The 14,218-nt window shown below is 66.0% G+C and carries 13 protein-coding genes; 6 read left to right on the plus strand and 7 right to left on the minus strand.

Annotation, left to right across the window (positions count from 1 at the left end):
• Nucleotides 1–71 precede the first annotated feature (71 nt).
• On the plus strand, nt 72–1,103 hold the full coding sequence (locus FYJ28_RS17425) for a hypothetical protein (RefSeq protein ID WP_229780467.1): 1,032 nt from the start codon (nt 72–74) through the stop codon (nt 1,101–1,103).
• Nucleotides 1,104–1,166: 63 nt separating this feature from the next.
• Here the strand turns inward: FYJ28_RS17425 and FYJ28_RS13745 are convergent, their stop codons facing one another.
• Together FYJ28_RS13745 and FYJ28_RS13750 are read right to left on the minus strand one after the other, a co-directional pair.
• A complete protein-coding gene (locus tag FYJ28_RS13745; protein WP_055242504.1) occupies nt 1,167–2,093 on the minus strand; it encodes an SDR family oxidoreductase in 927 nt (308 codons plus the stop codon).
• Between the two features lie 240 nt (nt 2,094–2,333).
• Nucleotides 2,334–3,536 (minus strand): multidrug effflux MFS transporter, encoded by a 1,203-nt coding sequence (locus FYJ28_RS13750; protein WP_154579675.1) that lies wholly within the window; start codon nt 3,534–3,536, stop codon nt 2,334–2,336.
• Nucleotides 3,537–3,743: 207 nt separating this feature from the next.
• On the opposite strand from FYJ28_RS13750, the gene FYJ28_RS13755 reads away from it, so the two are divergent.
• Nucleotides 3,744–4,184, plus strand: coding sequence for a universal stress protein (locus FYJ28_RS13755; protein ID WP_154579676.1), 441 nt, complete (start codon nt 3,744–3,746; stop codon nt 4,182–4,184).
• Between the two features lie 279 nt (nt 4,185–4,463).
• Here the strand turns inward: FYJ28_RS13755 and FYJ28_RS13760 are convergent, their stop codons facing one another.
• Entirely contained in the window at nt 4,464–6,215 is a 1,752-nt protein-coding gene (locus FYJ28_RS13760; protein WP_235472124.1) for an MFS transporter, read from the minus strand.
• 138 nt (nt 6,216–6,353) lie between these two features.
• Between FYJ28_RS13760 and FYJ28_RS13765 the strand changes: the two genes are divergently transcribed.
• Together FYJ28_RS13765 and rraA are read left to right on the plus strand one after the other, a co-directional pair.
• On the plus strand, nt 6,354–6,920 hold the full coding sequence (locus FYJ28_RS13765; RefSeq protein WP_055242499.1) for a TetR/AcrR family transcriptional regulator: 567 nt from the start codon (nt 6,354–6,356) through the stop codon (nt 6,918–6,920).
• 76 nt (nt 6,921–6,996) lie between these two features.
• Nucleotides 6,997–7,464 carry a ribonuclease E activity regulator RraA gene (gene rraA / locus FYJ28_RS13770; protein ID WP_154579677.1) on the plus strand — a complete coding sequence of 156 codons (468 nt, stop codon included), beginning with the start codon at nt 6,997–6,999 and terminating at the stop codon, nt 7,462–7,464.
• 21 nt (nt 7,465–7,485) lie between these two features.
• Here rraA and FYJ28_RS13775 read toward each other — a convergent pair whose 3' ends face one another.
• From FYJ28_RS13775 to uraD, 4 genes are all read right to left on the minus strand, one after another.
• Complete coding sequence (locus FYJ28_RS13775) at nt 7,486–8,331, minus strand: HpcH/HpaI aldolase/citrate lyase family protein (protein WP_055242495.1); 846 nt, start codon at nt 8,329–8,331, stop codon at nt 7,486–7,488.
• A gap of 90 nt (nt 8,332–8,421) precedes the next feature.
• A complete protein-coding gene (gene pucL / locus FYJ28_RS13780; protein WP_154579678.1) occupies nt 8,422–9,336 on the minus strand; it encodes a factor-independent urate hydroxylase in 915 nt (304 codons plus the stop codon).
• Nucleotides 9,337–9,338: 2 nt separating this feature from the next.
• Nucleotides 9,339–9,674 carry a hydroxyisourate hydrolase gene (gene uraH, locus FYJ28_RS13785; RefSeq protein ID WP_154579679.1) on the minus strand — a complete coding sequence of 112 codons (336 nt, stop codon included), beginning with the start codon at nt 9,672–9,674 and terminating at the stop codon, nt 9,339–9,341.
• Nucleotides 9,671–10,186 carry a 2-oxo-4-hydroxy-4-carboxy-5-ureidoimidazoline decarboxylase gene (gene uraD / locus FYJ28_RS13790; protein WP_154579680.1) on the minus strand — a complete coding sequence of 172 codons (516 nt, stop codon included), beginning with the start codon at nt 10,184–10,186 and terminating at the stop codon, nt 9,671–9,673. The genes uraH and uraD overlap by 4 nt, the downstream gene beginning before the upstream one ends.
• Before the next feature lie 417 nt (nt 10,187–10,603).
• Here uraD and FYJ28_RS13795 point away from each other — a divergent pair, with 417 nt between their 5' ends.
• Both FYJ28_RS13795 and FYJ28_RS13800 read left to right on the plus strand, forming a co-directional pair.
• Nucleotides 10,604–11,437, plus strand: a complete 834-nt coding sequence (locus FYJ28_RS13795; protein ID WP_326831730.1) for an FAD binding domain-containing protein — start codon at nt 10,604–10,606, stop codon at nt 11,435–11,437.
• Between the two features lie 5 nt (nt 11,438–11,442).
• Nucleotides 11,443–14,208, plus strand: a complete 2,766-nt coding sequence (locus FYJ28_RS13800; protein WP_154579681.1) for a molybdopterin-dependent oxidoreductase — start codon at nt 11,443–11,445, stop codon at nt 14,206–14,208.
• Nucleotides 14,209–14,218: the final 10 nt, after the last annotated feature.

Genomic DNA, 14,218 nt, shown 5'->3' on the forward strand with positions numbered 1-14,218 from the left:
ACGCTACAGTAAGGTTACTTATGAAGTCATCACCTTCAGTCCGGCACCCCCAACGGCAATAGGAGAAGCAGATGAGTACCGAATCAGGCAGCACCGCGGCAGGCGAACCCCGACGCCGGGCCGCAGACGACCTCCCCGCTCCCAACGGCGCGGACGCCTCAGGCGCTTCGAACGGCGAGCCGGACGTCACCCGCCGCATGGACACCCGCGGCACGGAAGACCCGGGCGGACACACACGCCAGTCCGCCGGATCCTCACATGAGACCACGGCAGGGCCCTCCGGCACCGAGTCGGACGTCACCCGCCGCATGGACACCGCTCCCGAGCGGACAAGCAGCCGCCAGCATGAAACGGAAGTACTCAACACCAGTGTCACGGGCACCAGGGACCCGAACGACGCCGCCTACACGAGTGAGGATGCGCCCGCAGGGGCCACCCGGCGTGCCACGCACCGCGAAGACGGCGACGTACGCGGCGCGGTCGCTGCCGGGCACACCGGCTCTCCCCGCACGGCCGACGAGCCCGTCCTGCCGAACCGGGAGGCACTCCTGGCAGCAGAACGGGAACGTTTTGGCGGCATCAAGTTTGGCGCCGCCTTCTTCGGCTGGCTGACCGCCACCGGAATGGTGGTGCTGCTCTCCGCACTTGCTGCCGCCATTGGTGCCGCCGTCGGCGTCTCTACGGACACAGACCTGGGCGCGGCACTGGACCAAGCCGCAGCGAACCAGTCCTCCGGGCTGATCGGCGCGATCATCACCCTGATTGTCCTGCTTCTCGCCTACTATGCCGGCGGCTACGTCGCCGGACGAATGGCCCGCTTCAACGGAGCCAAGCAGGGTGTTGCGGTCTGGCTGTGGGCACTGGTGGCCGCCGCCGTCGTTATTGTCCTTAGCCTGATCTTCAATGACGACATCCGCAGCCTCACCCAGCTGAACTCCGTGGCGCCCCTGCCGCAGGATCTCAGCCAGGTGAGCGCCGGATCCTGGCTGGCACTTCTGGCCACCGTGGTGGTCAGCCTGGTTGGCGCAATTCTGGGCGGACTCGCCGGCATGCGCTTCCACCGCCGCGTGGACCGCGCCAAGTTCACGCCCGCAACGGCCTAGTCCTAACAGCAAGAAGCCGGCCCCGCGAAAGTGCGGAGCCGGCTTCTTTGTGTTGCGCAGAGCTTACGGCGAAGGCATACCGCCGTTGACGTTCAGGGTCTCTCCGACCACGTAGCTTGATTCCGGGGACGCCAGGAAGACGTAAGCCGGGGCAAGTTCGGTGGGCTGGCCGGCGCGGCCCAGCGGAGTGTCCTTGCCGAACTCCGGCAGGGCGTCCTTGGGCTGGCCGTCGGATACCTGCAGCGGGGTCCAGAACGGGCCCGGAGCCACAGCATTCACTCGGATGCCCTTGGGGGCCAGCTGCTGGGACAGACCCTTGGTGAAGTTGTTGATCGCCGCCTTGGTGCTGGCGTAGTCCAGCAGGTGCGGGGAAGGGCTGTAGGCCTGGATCGACGTCGAGTTGATGATGCTCGACCCGGCCGGAAGGTGCGGAAGCGCAGCCTTGGTCACCCGGAAGAAGGAGTAGATGTTGGTCTTGAAGGTGTCATCAAGCTGTTCGTCGCTGAGGTCCTCAAGGTTCTCCACTGCAACCTGCTTGCCGGCGTTGTTGACCAGAATGTCCAGGCCGCCCAGGCCGTCAACGGCATCCTGCACCAGCTGGATGCAGTAGTCGCGGTCCTTGAGGTCACCGGGAAGCCCGACGGCGGTGCGGCCGGCATCCCTGATCAGCTCCATGACCTTTGCGGCGTCTTCCTCTTCCTCCGGCAGGTAGGAGAGCGCGACGTCGGCGCCTTCCCGGGCGAAGGCAATGGCCACCGCCGCACCGATTCCGGAGTCTGCACCGGTGATCAGCGCTTTGCGGCCCTTAAGCCGCCCGGTTCCGCGGTAGGAATCCTCGCCGCGGTCCGTCTTGGGCTCGAGGTCGGCGTCGAGGCCGGGTTCGGGCTGATCCTGCTTAGGCGGGCTGACGGAGGGATACCGGTTGACCGGATCCTGGAATGTGTACTGGTCCGAGGTGTTTTCGTTGGCCATAAGTTCCCCACTTCCCATTGTTCATGGATATGGAGCCGCAACTGGCGGCCGCCTACTTTAGGTAAGCATGCTTAGTATCCTATGGTGGAATGGCCACGCCGAGCAAACCCGGGCCGGGGCCGGGCAGGAAAAAGGATGCTGTGGGGCCTAGAAAAAGAGGCCGAGGAAGCCGACGCTGATGCTGCCAACCAGGCCGATAATCAGAAGCCAGACAATGGGCGTGCGGTACTTGTTCATGTGTCGCATGGTCCGATCAGTCTACGCGGGTTGCCGCTGGCGGGTGAGGAAGAGTGCGGTGGCCGCCAGCAGAGCCGAACCCACCATCACCAGTGCAAGCGGCAAGGCCGTGAACTCCCCGCCCAGGCCAGTCAGCGGCGAGACGGCCGCACCCATCAGGAACTGCGCTCCGCCGAGCACGGCACTGCCACTGCCGGTCGAGCCTTCAACCTCGGCGAGTGCCAGCGCCGTCGTGTTTCCCATGACGAACCCCAGCGAGGACACCATGGCGAAGATGGGGATAGCCAGCAGCAGTGGAGGAACGGCGGCGAGCACCAGGACCAGCAGCACGACGGCGAACCCCACCAACACGGCCACAGCCCGCCGGACGGTGCTCCGGGGCGGCACCCGGCGGCTGAGCCGGGCGGCAATGAACCCTGAGGTGACCATCCCTGCTGCGTTCAGGCCGAACATCAGGCCGTAAGCTTCCGGACTCAGGCCCATGATGCTCTGGTAGACGAACGGGGACGCGGAGATGTAGCCCATCAGCACACCAAAGGCACTGGCAAACAACAGCACGTACCCGAGGAACCGGCTCTTCCGCAGCACCACCCCGAGGCCGCCAAACGCAGGTCCGGTTGCACGGTTCCCGGCAGGCAGACTCTCCCGGACGGCTGCGGCGGCGCAGATGAACATCAGCGCCGCAATACCGGCGAGAGTCCACAGAACACCCCGCCAGCCCAGAAGCCCGGTGAGCGCACCCCCAAGTACAGGGGCCACCACCGGCGCAACGCCCCCGATGGTCATGAGAAGGCTGAAGGTCCGTGCGGCGGAAGCACCCGAAGTCAGGTCCGCGGCTACCGCCCGCGCTATCACCGGGCCGGCTGCAGCACACAGGCCCTGGACAAAACGGGCAGCGATCAGCACTCCCAGATTCGGCGCCGCGGCGCATGCCACGGACGCGAGGACAAACGCAGCAGAGCCCAGCAGCAGTGGCCGCCTCCGGCCGAACCGGTCGGAGATGGGCCCGAACCCGAGCTGTCCGGCTGCCATGCCGATGAGGAAGGCGGTCAGGGTCAGCTGCACGCCCGACGCCGTCACCTCAAGGTCACTGGCGATGCCAGGGAAAGACGGCAGATAGAGGTCCGTCGTGAACGGTCCCGTAGCGGCAAGGAACGCCAGCACCAGCAGCAGGCCGGCGCCTATCGGGGCCGCATTCCGGCGCTCGGACTGGGGATCAGGCATCTGTTGATACTACGAAATGCCCTCGCCCCGGCTGAATCGGTTACATCGAAATGCCCTGACCCGGCAGCTGGAGGCATGCCTCTGCGAACATGCACCAACTCCCGGGGCGGGGATTGGCTCCGGACCTAGTGCAAACACCCGTGTGGCGGCAGACTCTTTGGCAGGAGCGGCAGCAAAAGGAACAGACCAACAGACAGGATCGGGACCATGGCACAGGACATCCGTAAACCAATCGTGGTCGGCGTGGACGGCTCGGCGCTCTCACTGGTGGCACTGCGGACAGCCCGGCGGCTGGCAGACCTGCTGCAGTGCCGGATCGAGGCGGTGACGGTTTGGTCCTATCCCGTTGCGCTGGCCGTTCCGATCGCATCCTCTGAATGGTCGCCCCGGGTGGAGGCGGAAAGCATCTTGGACGAGACCGTACAGGAAGCTTTCGGCGAAGACCTTCCCGAAGGACTGCAGAAGACGGTGGTGTCCGGGCAGCCTGTTCCGGTGCTGGTCGAAGCCAGCAATGACGCAGAGATGCTGGTGCTTGGCAGCCGCGGCAGGGGCGGATTCGCCGGATTGTTGCTTGGCTCGGTCAGCTCCGCCGCCGCAGCCCACGCCCACTGTCCCGTTCTGATCGTCCACCCGACCGAGCGGGACTGACCACTTCGGGCTCCTTCAGGGCACCTTTTCCCTCCGCTTTGGGACTTCCCTGCCAGCTTGGGACTTTCCTGCGCGGCGCAGCGGCAGGAAAGTCCCGGAACGGAAGGATTGTCCCGAACCGGAGCAGAACCCGCGCCGCCACCGTTACATCCGGTCACATCCCCGCGGGTCTACGAGAGCTCAGCCGGGCCTACGGGAACCCGCCGGGATGCCAACTAGCTCCAGCCCACGCCGGCAACACGATATTGCCCGGCAGGCCGATCCGGTTCCTCCGCGAAACTAGCGGCGCTGCCCTGCCGCACACTCAGCCTGCTCGTCGACCTTCGCGCTGTCGTCCCCGCTAGGGTCTTCCCCGCTGGAGTCACCCCCACTGGAAGCTTCCCCACTGGAGTCCTCCCCGCTGGAAGACACGGCAGCCGGAGCCGACGCGGAGGCCGCCGGCGCAGCATGCACGGCTTCGGACCCGTCGACAACGGAACCGGCAGCATCATCATCAATTGCCGAATCCTGGTCCGCGGCCACCCGGCGCAGCGTAAAGACGGCGCCGACGGCAGCAGCCACCATCAGCACAATGCCGATGAGGGAGGTCGCAACCACACCCGAGTCAAAGGCGGACTGCGCGGAGGACAGCAGTTCTGCGGCCTGCGGGCCGGGAAGGGTCTTCGCCGCCTCGACGGCGCCGCCCAGTGTTTCCGAGGCGGCCGACGCAGCTGCCGGATCCATGCCGTCCGGCAGGGAGATCCCGTTGCGGTAACCCGCAGTGAGGATGCTGCCCAGCACTGCGGTGCCAAGGACGGCACCGACCTCATAGGCGGTTTCCGAAATGGCCGACGCCGCACCTGCCTTGGCCGGCGGAACACTGCCCAGGATCAGGTCATTGGAGATGGTCTCAGCGGAACCGACGCCGATGCCGAGGATCATAAACGCGATCACCAGCCCCAGCGGGCTGTCGTCGTGTCCGGTCATCAGCACTACGGTGTAGCCGACGGCACTGAACGCGAGACCACCGGCAACGGCATAGGCCGGGCGCACGTACCGGACCATGCGGACGACGGCGAGGCCTGCGACTACGGTCAGCATCAGGCCGGGGAGCATCATCAGACCGGCTTCGCGCGGCGTCTGCCCAAGGACCAGCTGCAGGTGCTGGGAGAGGAAGAGGATGAAGCCAACCTGTGCGAAGACGCTGAGCAGGTTCGCGGAGATGGAACCGGTAAAGACCGGATTACGGAACAGCCGCACATCCAGCATGGGCTCAGAACGGCTGAGCTGGCGCCGCACGAAAGCCACGCCGAACAGCAGGCCGGCAGCCATCGGAACCAGGGCGTACGCGTCGAGTCCGTGCGTGGAGATGGACTTAATGCCGTAAACCAGCGGGAACATGGTGGCCATGACCAGCAGGATGCTGATCGGATCCACCTTGCCCGGCTTGGGGTCACGGGATTCGGGCAGCAGCCGCGGACCGAAGACCAGCAGCGGAATCAGCACCGGCACGGCGAGAAGGAAAACCGAGCCCCACCAGAAGTGCTCCAGCAGGGTTCCGCCCACGATCGGGCCAAGCGCTGCGCCGCCGGAGAAACCGGCTGCCCAGACGGCGATCGCGATGCGGCGCTGGCCGGGCACCACGAACATGTTCCGGATGATGGAGAGCGTGGCCGGCATCAGCATGGCGCCGAAGAAGCCGAGCAGGGCACGGGCGCCAATCAGGGCGCCGGCCGTGGGTGCGAACGCCGCCGCGACGGAGACCAGCCCAAACCCGGCTGTACCGATCATGAGCAGCTTCCGCCGTCCAAGCCTGTCCCCCAGGCTGCCCATCGGGACCAGCAGGCCAGCCAGGATCAACGCATAGATGTCGATGATCCAGAGCAGTTCCGTCCCGGTCGGCGCCAGGGCACGGGACAGGGACGGGACGGCAAAGCTGAGCACGGTGTTGTCTACCGCTACCAGCAGGACGGCGAGCATCAGCACCGCCAGTCCCAGCCATTCACGCTTTCCGGCCCGCTGAAGCACGGGCCGTTCCTGTACCGCAGGCACAATTCCTCCTTGGACTTGGCAGGGCTCCGCCTGCCGAAAACTGATGGGTTAAAAAGACATGCCAGCAACCGCCGGGGCCAACCCGTACGTTACTGTACCGTCTAGACTGTACAGCATCGGATGGCGTAGCGTAAAGCCATGCCTGAACAGATCCCCGCCCGCGAGCGCGTCCTCTCCGCCTATGAGGAACTGCTCATAAATGAAGGCCCTCGCGGTGCCACTCTCGACGCCGTGACCGCACTGGCCGGGGTCTCAAAGGGTGGGCTGCTGTACCACTTCAAGAACAAGGAAGCCCTGGCGGCGGGCCTCCTGGACCGGCTGCGGGTCCTGGCCGCGGCCGATCTGGAACGGATGCGCACAGACCCCGAAGGTCCGGCGCGCTTCCTGGTCCGCACCTCCGTCTATGTGGACAGCGGCCTGGACCGCGCCCTGATTGCGGCGGTCCGCCTGGCGCAGGCCAACGACGCCGCTGCCTCCGAGCTGCTGCAGCAGATCCACCGCGACTGGTTCGACCTGGTGCTCGTGGAAGTCGGCGACCGCGCCATTGCCAGAGCGATCATGCTGCTGGGCGACGGCCTGTATTACAACGAAGGCCTTCCCGGAGGCTGGCCGCAGGACGAGAATTCCCCCACCTCGGGGTCAGTGGAGGAACTGCTGCAGGTTGTGGACCTGCTCAAGGCCCAGGCTGCAGCGAAGCACGCCTAACCAGCGGGCACCGTGGCCGGTGCCGGTGCCGGCGCCGTCCCCGTAACAAAATGTGGGCTGTGGCACAGTATGTGCCATGGAAAAGAGCACAGCAGACCTCTATGACGAACACGGCGAAGCGCTGGCCTCGGTCTCCCTCCAGTTCCAGGACCTGGGCGGCCGCACCCGCTTCACCGGCCCGGTGCGCACCATCCGCTGCCATGAGGACAACGGCCTGGTGAAGTCCACCCTGAATTCACCGGGCAACGGCTCCGTGCTGGTGGTCGACGGCGGAGGCTCACTGAACACCGCCCTGATGGGGGACATGATTGCGGAGTCCGCCGTCGCCAACGGCTGGGCCGGCGTTGTCATTCACGGACCGATCCGTGACCGTGGCGCCGTCGCAAAGCTGCCGCTGGGCGTGAAGGCACTGGGTTCCAACCCGCGCAAGAGTGCCAAGGACTCAGTCGGCGAGGTGGACGTGCCGGTGGAGTTCGGAGGCGTGACATTCCGCCCGGGTGCCGTGCTCTACGCCGACGAGGACGGAATCCTGGTCGAACGCTAGCCCGGCCGGTGCAGTCCGGAGCTAGGCGTTCCAGAGACCGTAGGAGTCCGCGAGGGAAGAAATCTTCTGGGCACGGGCCAGGCGGGGCAGGTAGGAACCGTCACCCACCACTGCTCCGGCAGCATGAGCTTCGAGCAGCTCGTGTGCCCAGACGATCTCGGATTCACTCGGCGAGAGGCCCTTGTTAATGGTGTCCGCTGCTTCGGGCATCAGGCAAAGCTTGCCGGTCATGCCCATCGAGGCTGTCACCTTGCAGGCATCGAGCAGCTTCTCACCCAGCGTTCCCGGCGTCGGGCCGTCGATCGGACCGGGCAGCTGCCCAACACGGGAGGCAACCACCAGCTTGGAGCGCGCGTAGGCCAGGGCCATGGGGTCATCCGAGGCGCCGGTGTCACGGCGGAAGTCGCCGACGCCGAATGCCAGCCGGAACGTGCCCGGCGCACTGGCAATCGCCGTCGCATTTTCGATGCCCAGCGCGGATTCGACCAGCGCCAGCACCGGTGTGCCGGCCTGCAGCCGCATGGCGGTGTGCGTGACCTGCTCCGGCTTCTCGGTCATGGCCAGCATGACGCCGCGCAGGCCGGGAGCCTTCGAAAGGGCGGCCAGGTCATCGGCCCAGTAGTCGGTTTCGATGCCGTTGACGCGCACCCAGGCGGTCATGCCGGTGGAGAGTGCCTCCACCACGCGCTCACGTGCTTCAGCCTTGCCTTCGGCGGGTACTGCATCCTCCATGTCGAACACGACAGAGTCCGCTTCCGAGGCCAGCGCGGGAGCAAAATTCGCTTCGTCCGCGGCAGAAGCCAGCAGCCAGGAACGGGACAGTTTCGCGGGCAGCGCCGCAGCGCGGCTGTTTCGGAAGGGAGCCATACGGTCGAGCCTACTTTCCGGCCCGGCGATACCCCAATGCAGGGACCCAAGGTGTGACCACCGTTACTTCCCTGAAGTCCCCTGGTTTGCTCAGCAGAATCCCGCGATGGTATTCCACACCGGGTTGCTTTCTTCAGCGCCTTCCCGCAGCACAGCAGCCTCGATCAGCCCATAGGGCCGGTCGGCGGCGAAAAAGACCTCGCCGGGGTTATCCAGTCCAAAAGGTTCCAGATCGACCAGGAAATGGTGGTTGTTGGGCAGCGAGAGCCGCACTTCGGCAATGCCCGGATGGGTTTCGAGCACGGCTCGGCCCATCTGGAACATACTCTGCTGCAGGGCCAGGGAATGCGTGTCCGCAAACGCGTCCAGCAGCGCGGACCGCACGGAGACGTAAGCGGCATTGAAATCCGGTACAGCCACATCCGAGTACCGCCACTTGGCGGTGACGTCCGTGGCCAGGATCCGGTCCGTCGTCTCGGCAAGGGTGGTGTAGCGGTCCCGCGGAAAGCCGTGGAACTCCGAGCCGGTGGTCTTCAGCACGGTAAGTCCACTGATGCCGGCCACCAGGTGCCGGCCGTCTCCGTCAACAAGCAGCCCCGCGGTACGGACCTCGGATTTGTCCTTGCTGAAGGCGTGGTCGTGTCCGTGAATCCGGTTCCAGAAGTACTGCTCGGCGGCCCAGCGCCCGCCGCTGACCCAGTCGAAGCTTGTGGTGAAGTGATCCGCCAGACGGAGCAGGAATGCCTCCGGGGAACCAACCCCGTCCCGGGCGAACGCGTAGATGGTGTTCTTCTGTGTATCAGTCGCCACCACGTGGGCGTTGTCCCCCTCGGTGTGCGCGGCAGCAAAATCACCGTGCAGCTGGGAGGTGATGCTGAGGTCCTCAAGGCTGTGCCGCGCGGTGTCCCGGGTGGTTTTGACCAGGCGGACTTCAGCCTTTCCGTACTGGTTCGACCCCAGAACAATTCGCGGGGTTGCAACGGCAGCGCTTTCGGTGGATTCCATGCTCAGCTCCCCCGGTAGGTGGAATACGCGAACGGACTAATCAAGAGCGGCACGTGGTAATGCTCCTGCTCCGCGACAGTAAACGTCACGGTTACGGAAGGGAAGAACGACGGCGTGCCCGCCGCGGTGAAGTACGTTTCGGTTGCGAACTCAAGCCGGTAGGAACCGGAAGGCAGGTCCCGCGGTCCCAGGTCCGAGATCCGGCCGTCGGCGTCGGTGGTGCCGGTGCCCAGTTCCTGCCAGTCAAGGTGACCCAAAACCTGCAGGGAAACCGGAATGCCGGACGCCGGCTGCCCAGTAGAGGTGTCCAGTACGTGGGTGGTGATTCGGCTTGTCATGCGTTCAGCAGTCCTTCCAGCCGAAGGATCGCAATTTCACGCAGGGCGGCCGCCGTGGCAGCAAGTTCGGCTTCGTCGGTGTTTTCCAGCCGTTCGGAAAGGACGGCCAGGACTTCCTCCGCACTGCGCCCGGCAGCACGGATCAGGAAGACCCGCCCGAACCGCTCTTCATAGCGCCGGTTGCCTTCCTCCAGCTGCTCCCGAATGCCACCGGAAAGCGCAATGCCGGCCTGTTCGCCCCGGGACAATTCCACCTCGCGCCCGGCTCCTGAGGCCCGCTCGCCGATGCGGGGGTGGTGGGAGAGTGCGGCGTCTATTTCGGTTTCAGTCCAGTCCGGAGCCGCAAGTTCAGCAAAGGAGACCAGTTCCGCGCCGGTGCCAAACGGCCGGGCGAAGGAGATTTCCGAGGTCCAGCGCGGCAGGTCCACGCAGGGCCGGAGCATTTCTTCGGCACGGTCAAAGGGCGCCTGGTTGAACTCGGCAAGAAAATCCAGCCGGGAAACTGCGTCCATGGATGTCCGTCTTTCAATAGGCCGTTCACCGCCGTTACCGGCTTTTCCGGCAACGGTTGAGGCGCGGTTTTTGTTTTGGTGTTTCCGCGGAAAATTGTGCTCTGCCGTATTTATGGTCCGCCCATTGTTCAGTTCCCGTGAAGGCAGTGTCAAGGCTGCGGCATGGGTTCATTCCCCGGTGTCCAACCCGTTTCCCCCTGCAGCTCAGACGGCTTGGCGCAAACCCGTTACGGCTGTGTTCAGGCGTGGTAGGCTCCATCCAATTTACGGGCCCGGACAAAGCAGAATGCAGGGATTTTATGAATCGTTTACTCCGGCGAGTCTCCTACCCGCCGGCAATTTGACGGTTGCCGTTGTTCCCGGAATATAAGTGGGAAAACCGTACGGCAGGGCCGGAAGCAAGGAAAGCGAGCTGGAGTGGATCTGAACACGGTCGATGAACTGATTCCCACTGCCGATCCTGCTGAGTACCGCCCCGGCGACGCCTGGCTGGCCGGCGGCACGGTGCTCTTTTCCAACGGCAGTTCAACCCTGCGCCGGCTGCTGGACCTTAGCGGTGCCGGCTGGAAACCTTTGACGGTGCGCGAAGCCGGCCTGGAGATCGCCGCCACCTGCACCATTGCCGAACTTCACGGCTTCGCTTCAGACCTGCCCCCGGCCGCTGCCGGCTGGCCGGCCCTGGACCTGATTCATCCCTGCTGCAACGCGTTCGTCGCCTCCCACAAGGTCTGGAACGTTTCCACCGTAGGCGGCAACCTCTGCACTGCACTGCCTGCCGGACCAATGACCGCCATCACGGCAGCACTGGACGGCCAGGCGCTCCTCCTCTCCCCCGCCGGGACCCGGCGGACTCTTCCCGTGGCCGAACTCGTCACCGGCGACGGGCAGACTGCACTCACTCCCGGCGAGCTGCTGCGCAGCATCACCCTTCCTGCGCACGCCCTGGCATCACGTACCGCAATGCGCCGCCAGTCGCTGACCAACCTGGGACGTTCCGCCGTGCTGCTTATTGGCCGGGTGGATCCGGACGGTGCGTTTGTCCTCACCGTCACGGCCGCCACCATCCGCCCGGTCCAGCTGCGGTTTGACCTGGTTCCTGACGCGCCGGAGCTGTGCCGGGCGCTGGAGGCCGCCATTCCGTTTTCGCTCTATCACGACGACGTGCACGGCCTGCCGGAACGGCGCCGGTTCATGACCGAACAGTTCAGTGAGGAGATCCGGTCCGAGCTGGCCGGAGAGCCAAAGGGGTAAGTTCCATGAGCTACACCGTCAACGGCAGGCCAACAGACGCCGAACCGGCGCCGGGCCAGTGTCTGCGCACGTTCCTGCGGGAACTGGGCAACACCGGCGTGAAGAAGGGATGCGACGCCGGCGACTGCGGAGCATGCACAGTGCACGTTGACGGGATGCCGGTCCACAGCTGCATCTACCCCGCCCGCCGCGCCGACGGCCGGGACGTGACGACTATCGAGGGACTGGCCGACGGCGGAACCCTGCACCCGATGCAGCAGCAGTTCCTGGCCGCCCAGGGCTTCCAATGCGGCTTCTGCACCGCAGGGATGATCATGACCGCTGCAGCATTCGGCCCGGCCGATCGGGCCGATCTTCCCCGTGCGCTGAAAGGAAACCTCTGCCGCTGCACGGGCTACCGGGCCGTGGAAGACGCCGTAGCCGGCACGCAGCGCGTTGACGACGGCGGAAGCGGCGTGGGTGAAAGCGTTCCGGCGCCGGCGGGGCCCGCAATCGTCACCGGTGCCGCCCGCTACACCCTGGACGTTCCTCCCGGCACCTATCCGGACCTGCTGCATCTGGCACTGGCAAGGTCACCGCATGCCCATGCGAGGATCGTTTCGATCGACGCCGCAGCCGCCCTGGCTGTCCCGGGCGTTGAGGCCGTGTTTACACACGAGGATGCCCCCGCCCTCCGCTTCTCCTCTGCCCAGCACGAACTGCACACGGATGACCCGGCTGACACCCGGGTGCTCGACGACGTCGTGCGGTTCAAGGGGCAGCGCGTGGCTGTGGTGGCGGCAGCCTCGGTGGCCGCTGCCGAGGCCGGGGTCCGGGCACTGCGGATCGACTACGAAATCCTGCCCGCAGTGTTCGAACCGGACGAAGCTCTGGCGCCCGGGGCGCCGCTGCTGCATGCGGCCGCGGCGGCAGAACCCGGCGTCGGCACTCCGGCACCCAGCAACATCGTCGCCGAACTGCATGCTGAACTGGGCAATCCGGAGGCAGGGTTCACCGCCTCCGCAGCGGTCCACGAGGAGACCTACTACAGCCAGCGCCTGCAGCATGCAGCGCTTGAAACGCATGCGGCGATCGCTTCCTTCGATGAGCACGGACGGCTGGTTGTGCGGACTTCCACCCAGGTGCCGTTCCTGGTTCGGCGCACCCTTTGCCGGGTGTTCGACCTGCAGCTGGAGAAGGTCCGGGTGGTTTCCGGGCGGGTGGGCGGCGGCTTTGGGGGAAAGCAGGAAGTCCTCGTGGAGGACGTTGCGGTGCTGGCTGCCCTTCGGCTGGGCAGGCCGGTGCAGATTGAGCTGAGCCGTGAGGAGCAGTTCACCGCCTCCACCACCCGGCATCCCTTCCGGGTCCGGGTCAAAGCCGGGGCTGACGCGCAGGGCATGCTGACCGCACTGGCCGTGGACGTAACCACCAACACCGGTGCCTACGGCAACCACGGGCCGGGCGTGATGTTCCACGGCTGCGGTGAGTCCGTGGCGGTCTACCGGTGTGCGAACAAGAAAGTGGACGCCCGCGCCGTCTATACCAACACAGTTCCGGCGGGCGCCTTCCGCGGCTACGGGCTGAGCCAGATGATCTTCGCGATCGAGTCGGCGCTGGACGAACTGGCCCGGACGCTGGACCTTGATCCGCTCGAGTTCAAACGCCGGAATTTGGTGGTTGAGGGCGACCCAATGCTTTCCACTTCGCCGGAAGCTGCCGGGGACGTGCTCTACGGCAGCTACGGTCTGGACGAATGCGTGGACCTGGTCCGCGGCGCGCTCAAGGACGGCGCCAAGGATCCCCTGCGTTCCGGCGGGGACCTGGGTCCGGGCTGGCTGGTGGGCGAGGGCACCGCCGTCGCCATGATCGACACCGTGCCGCCGCGCGGACACGTTGCCCACACCCGGATCGCCCTCCGGCCGGATGGAAGGTACGGGCTCGACGTTGGCACAGCGGAATTCGGCAACGGCACCACCACCGTCCATACCCAGCTGGCCTGCACTGCCCTGGCCACGCTGCCGCAGAACGTTGTCATCCGGCAGTCAGACACGGACCTCGTGGACCACGACACGGGCGCCTACGGCTCCACCGGCACCGTAGTCGCCGGCAAGGCAACGCTGGCCGCAGCTACTGAACTGGCAACGAAACTGCAGGGGTTCGCGGCGTCGCTGTTCCGGAACACCTCTGCACAGGTCAGTCTTGAGGCGGACGCCGTGGCCTGCGGGGACGAACGCGTGCCGCTGGCGGAAGTTTACCTGCGGGCCGCGGAGGCCGGCGTCGAGCTGGCGGCGGAGGGGCGCTGGGGCGGCACACCGCGCTCCGTGGCGTTCAATGTCCAGGGCTTCCGCGTGGCCGTTGACCCGTCCACCGGGGAGATCCGGATCCTGCAGAGCGTGCAGGCCGCCGACGCCGGAGTGGTGGTCAACCCGCTGCAGTGCCGCGGACAGATCGAAGGCGGTGTGGCGCAGGCGATCGGCGCTGCCCTGTTCGAGGAAGTGCTGGTGGACGGCTCCGGAGAGGTCCAGACACGGGTTCTGCGCCAGTACCACGTGCCTGCCTTCGCCGATGTGCCGCACACTGAGGTTCTCTTCGCCTCCACCAGTGATTCCCTGGGTCCCCTCGGCGCCAAATCCATGAGCGAAAGTCCGTTCAACCCCGTGGTCCCGGCACTGGCCAATGCCCTGCGTGATGCCACCGGGCTGCGGTTCACCCGGCCGCCGTTTGCCCGCGACCGGGTATACCTGGCGCTGCGGGAAGCCGGTGTTCCAGCGCCGCACCTTCCGGCGAGGTAACGCACCCGGC

It is taken from the genome of Arthrobacter sp. BL-252-APC-1A (genome assembly GCF_009696625.1).
Taxonomy (GTDB): domain Bacteria; phylum Actinomycetota; class Actinomycetes; order Actinomycetales; family Micrococcaceae; genus Arthrobacter_B.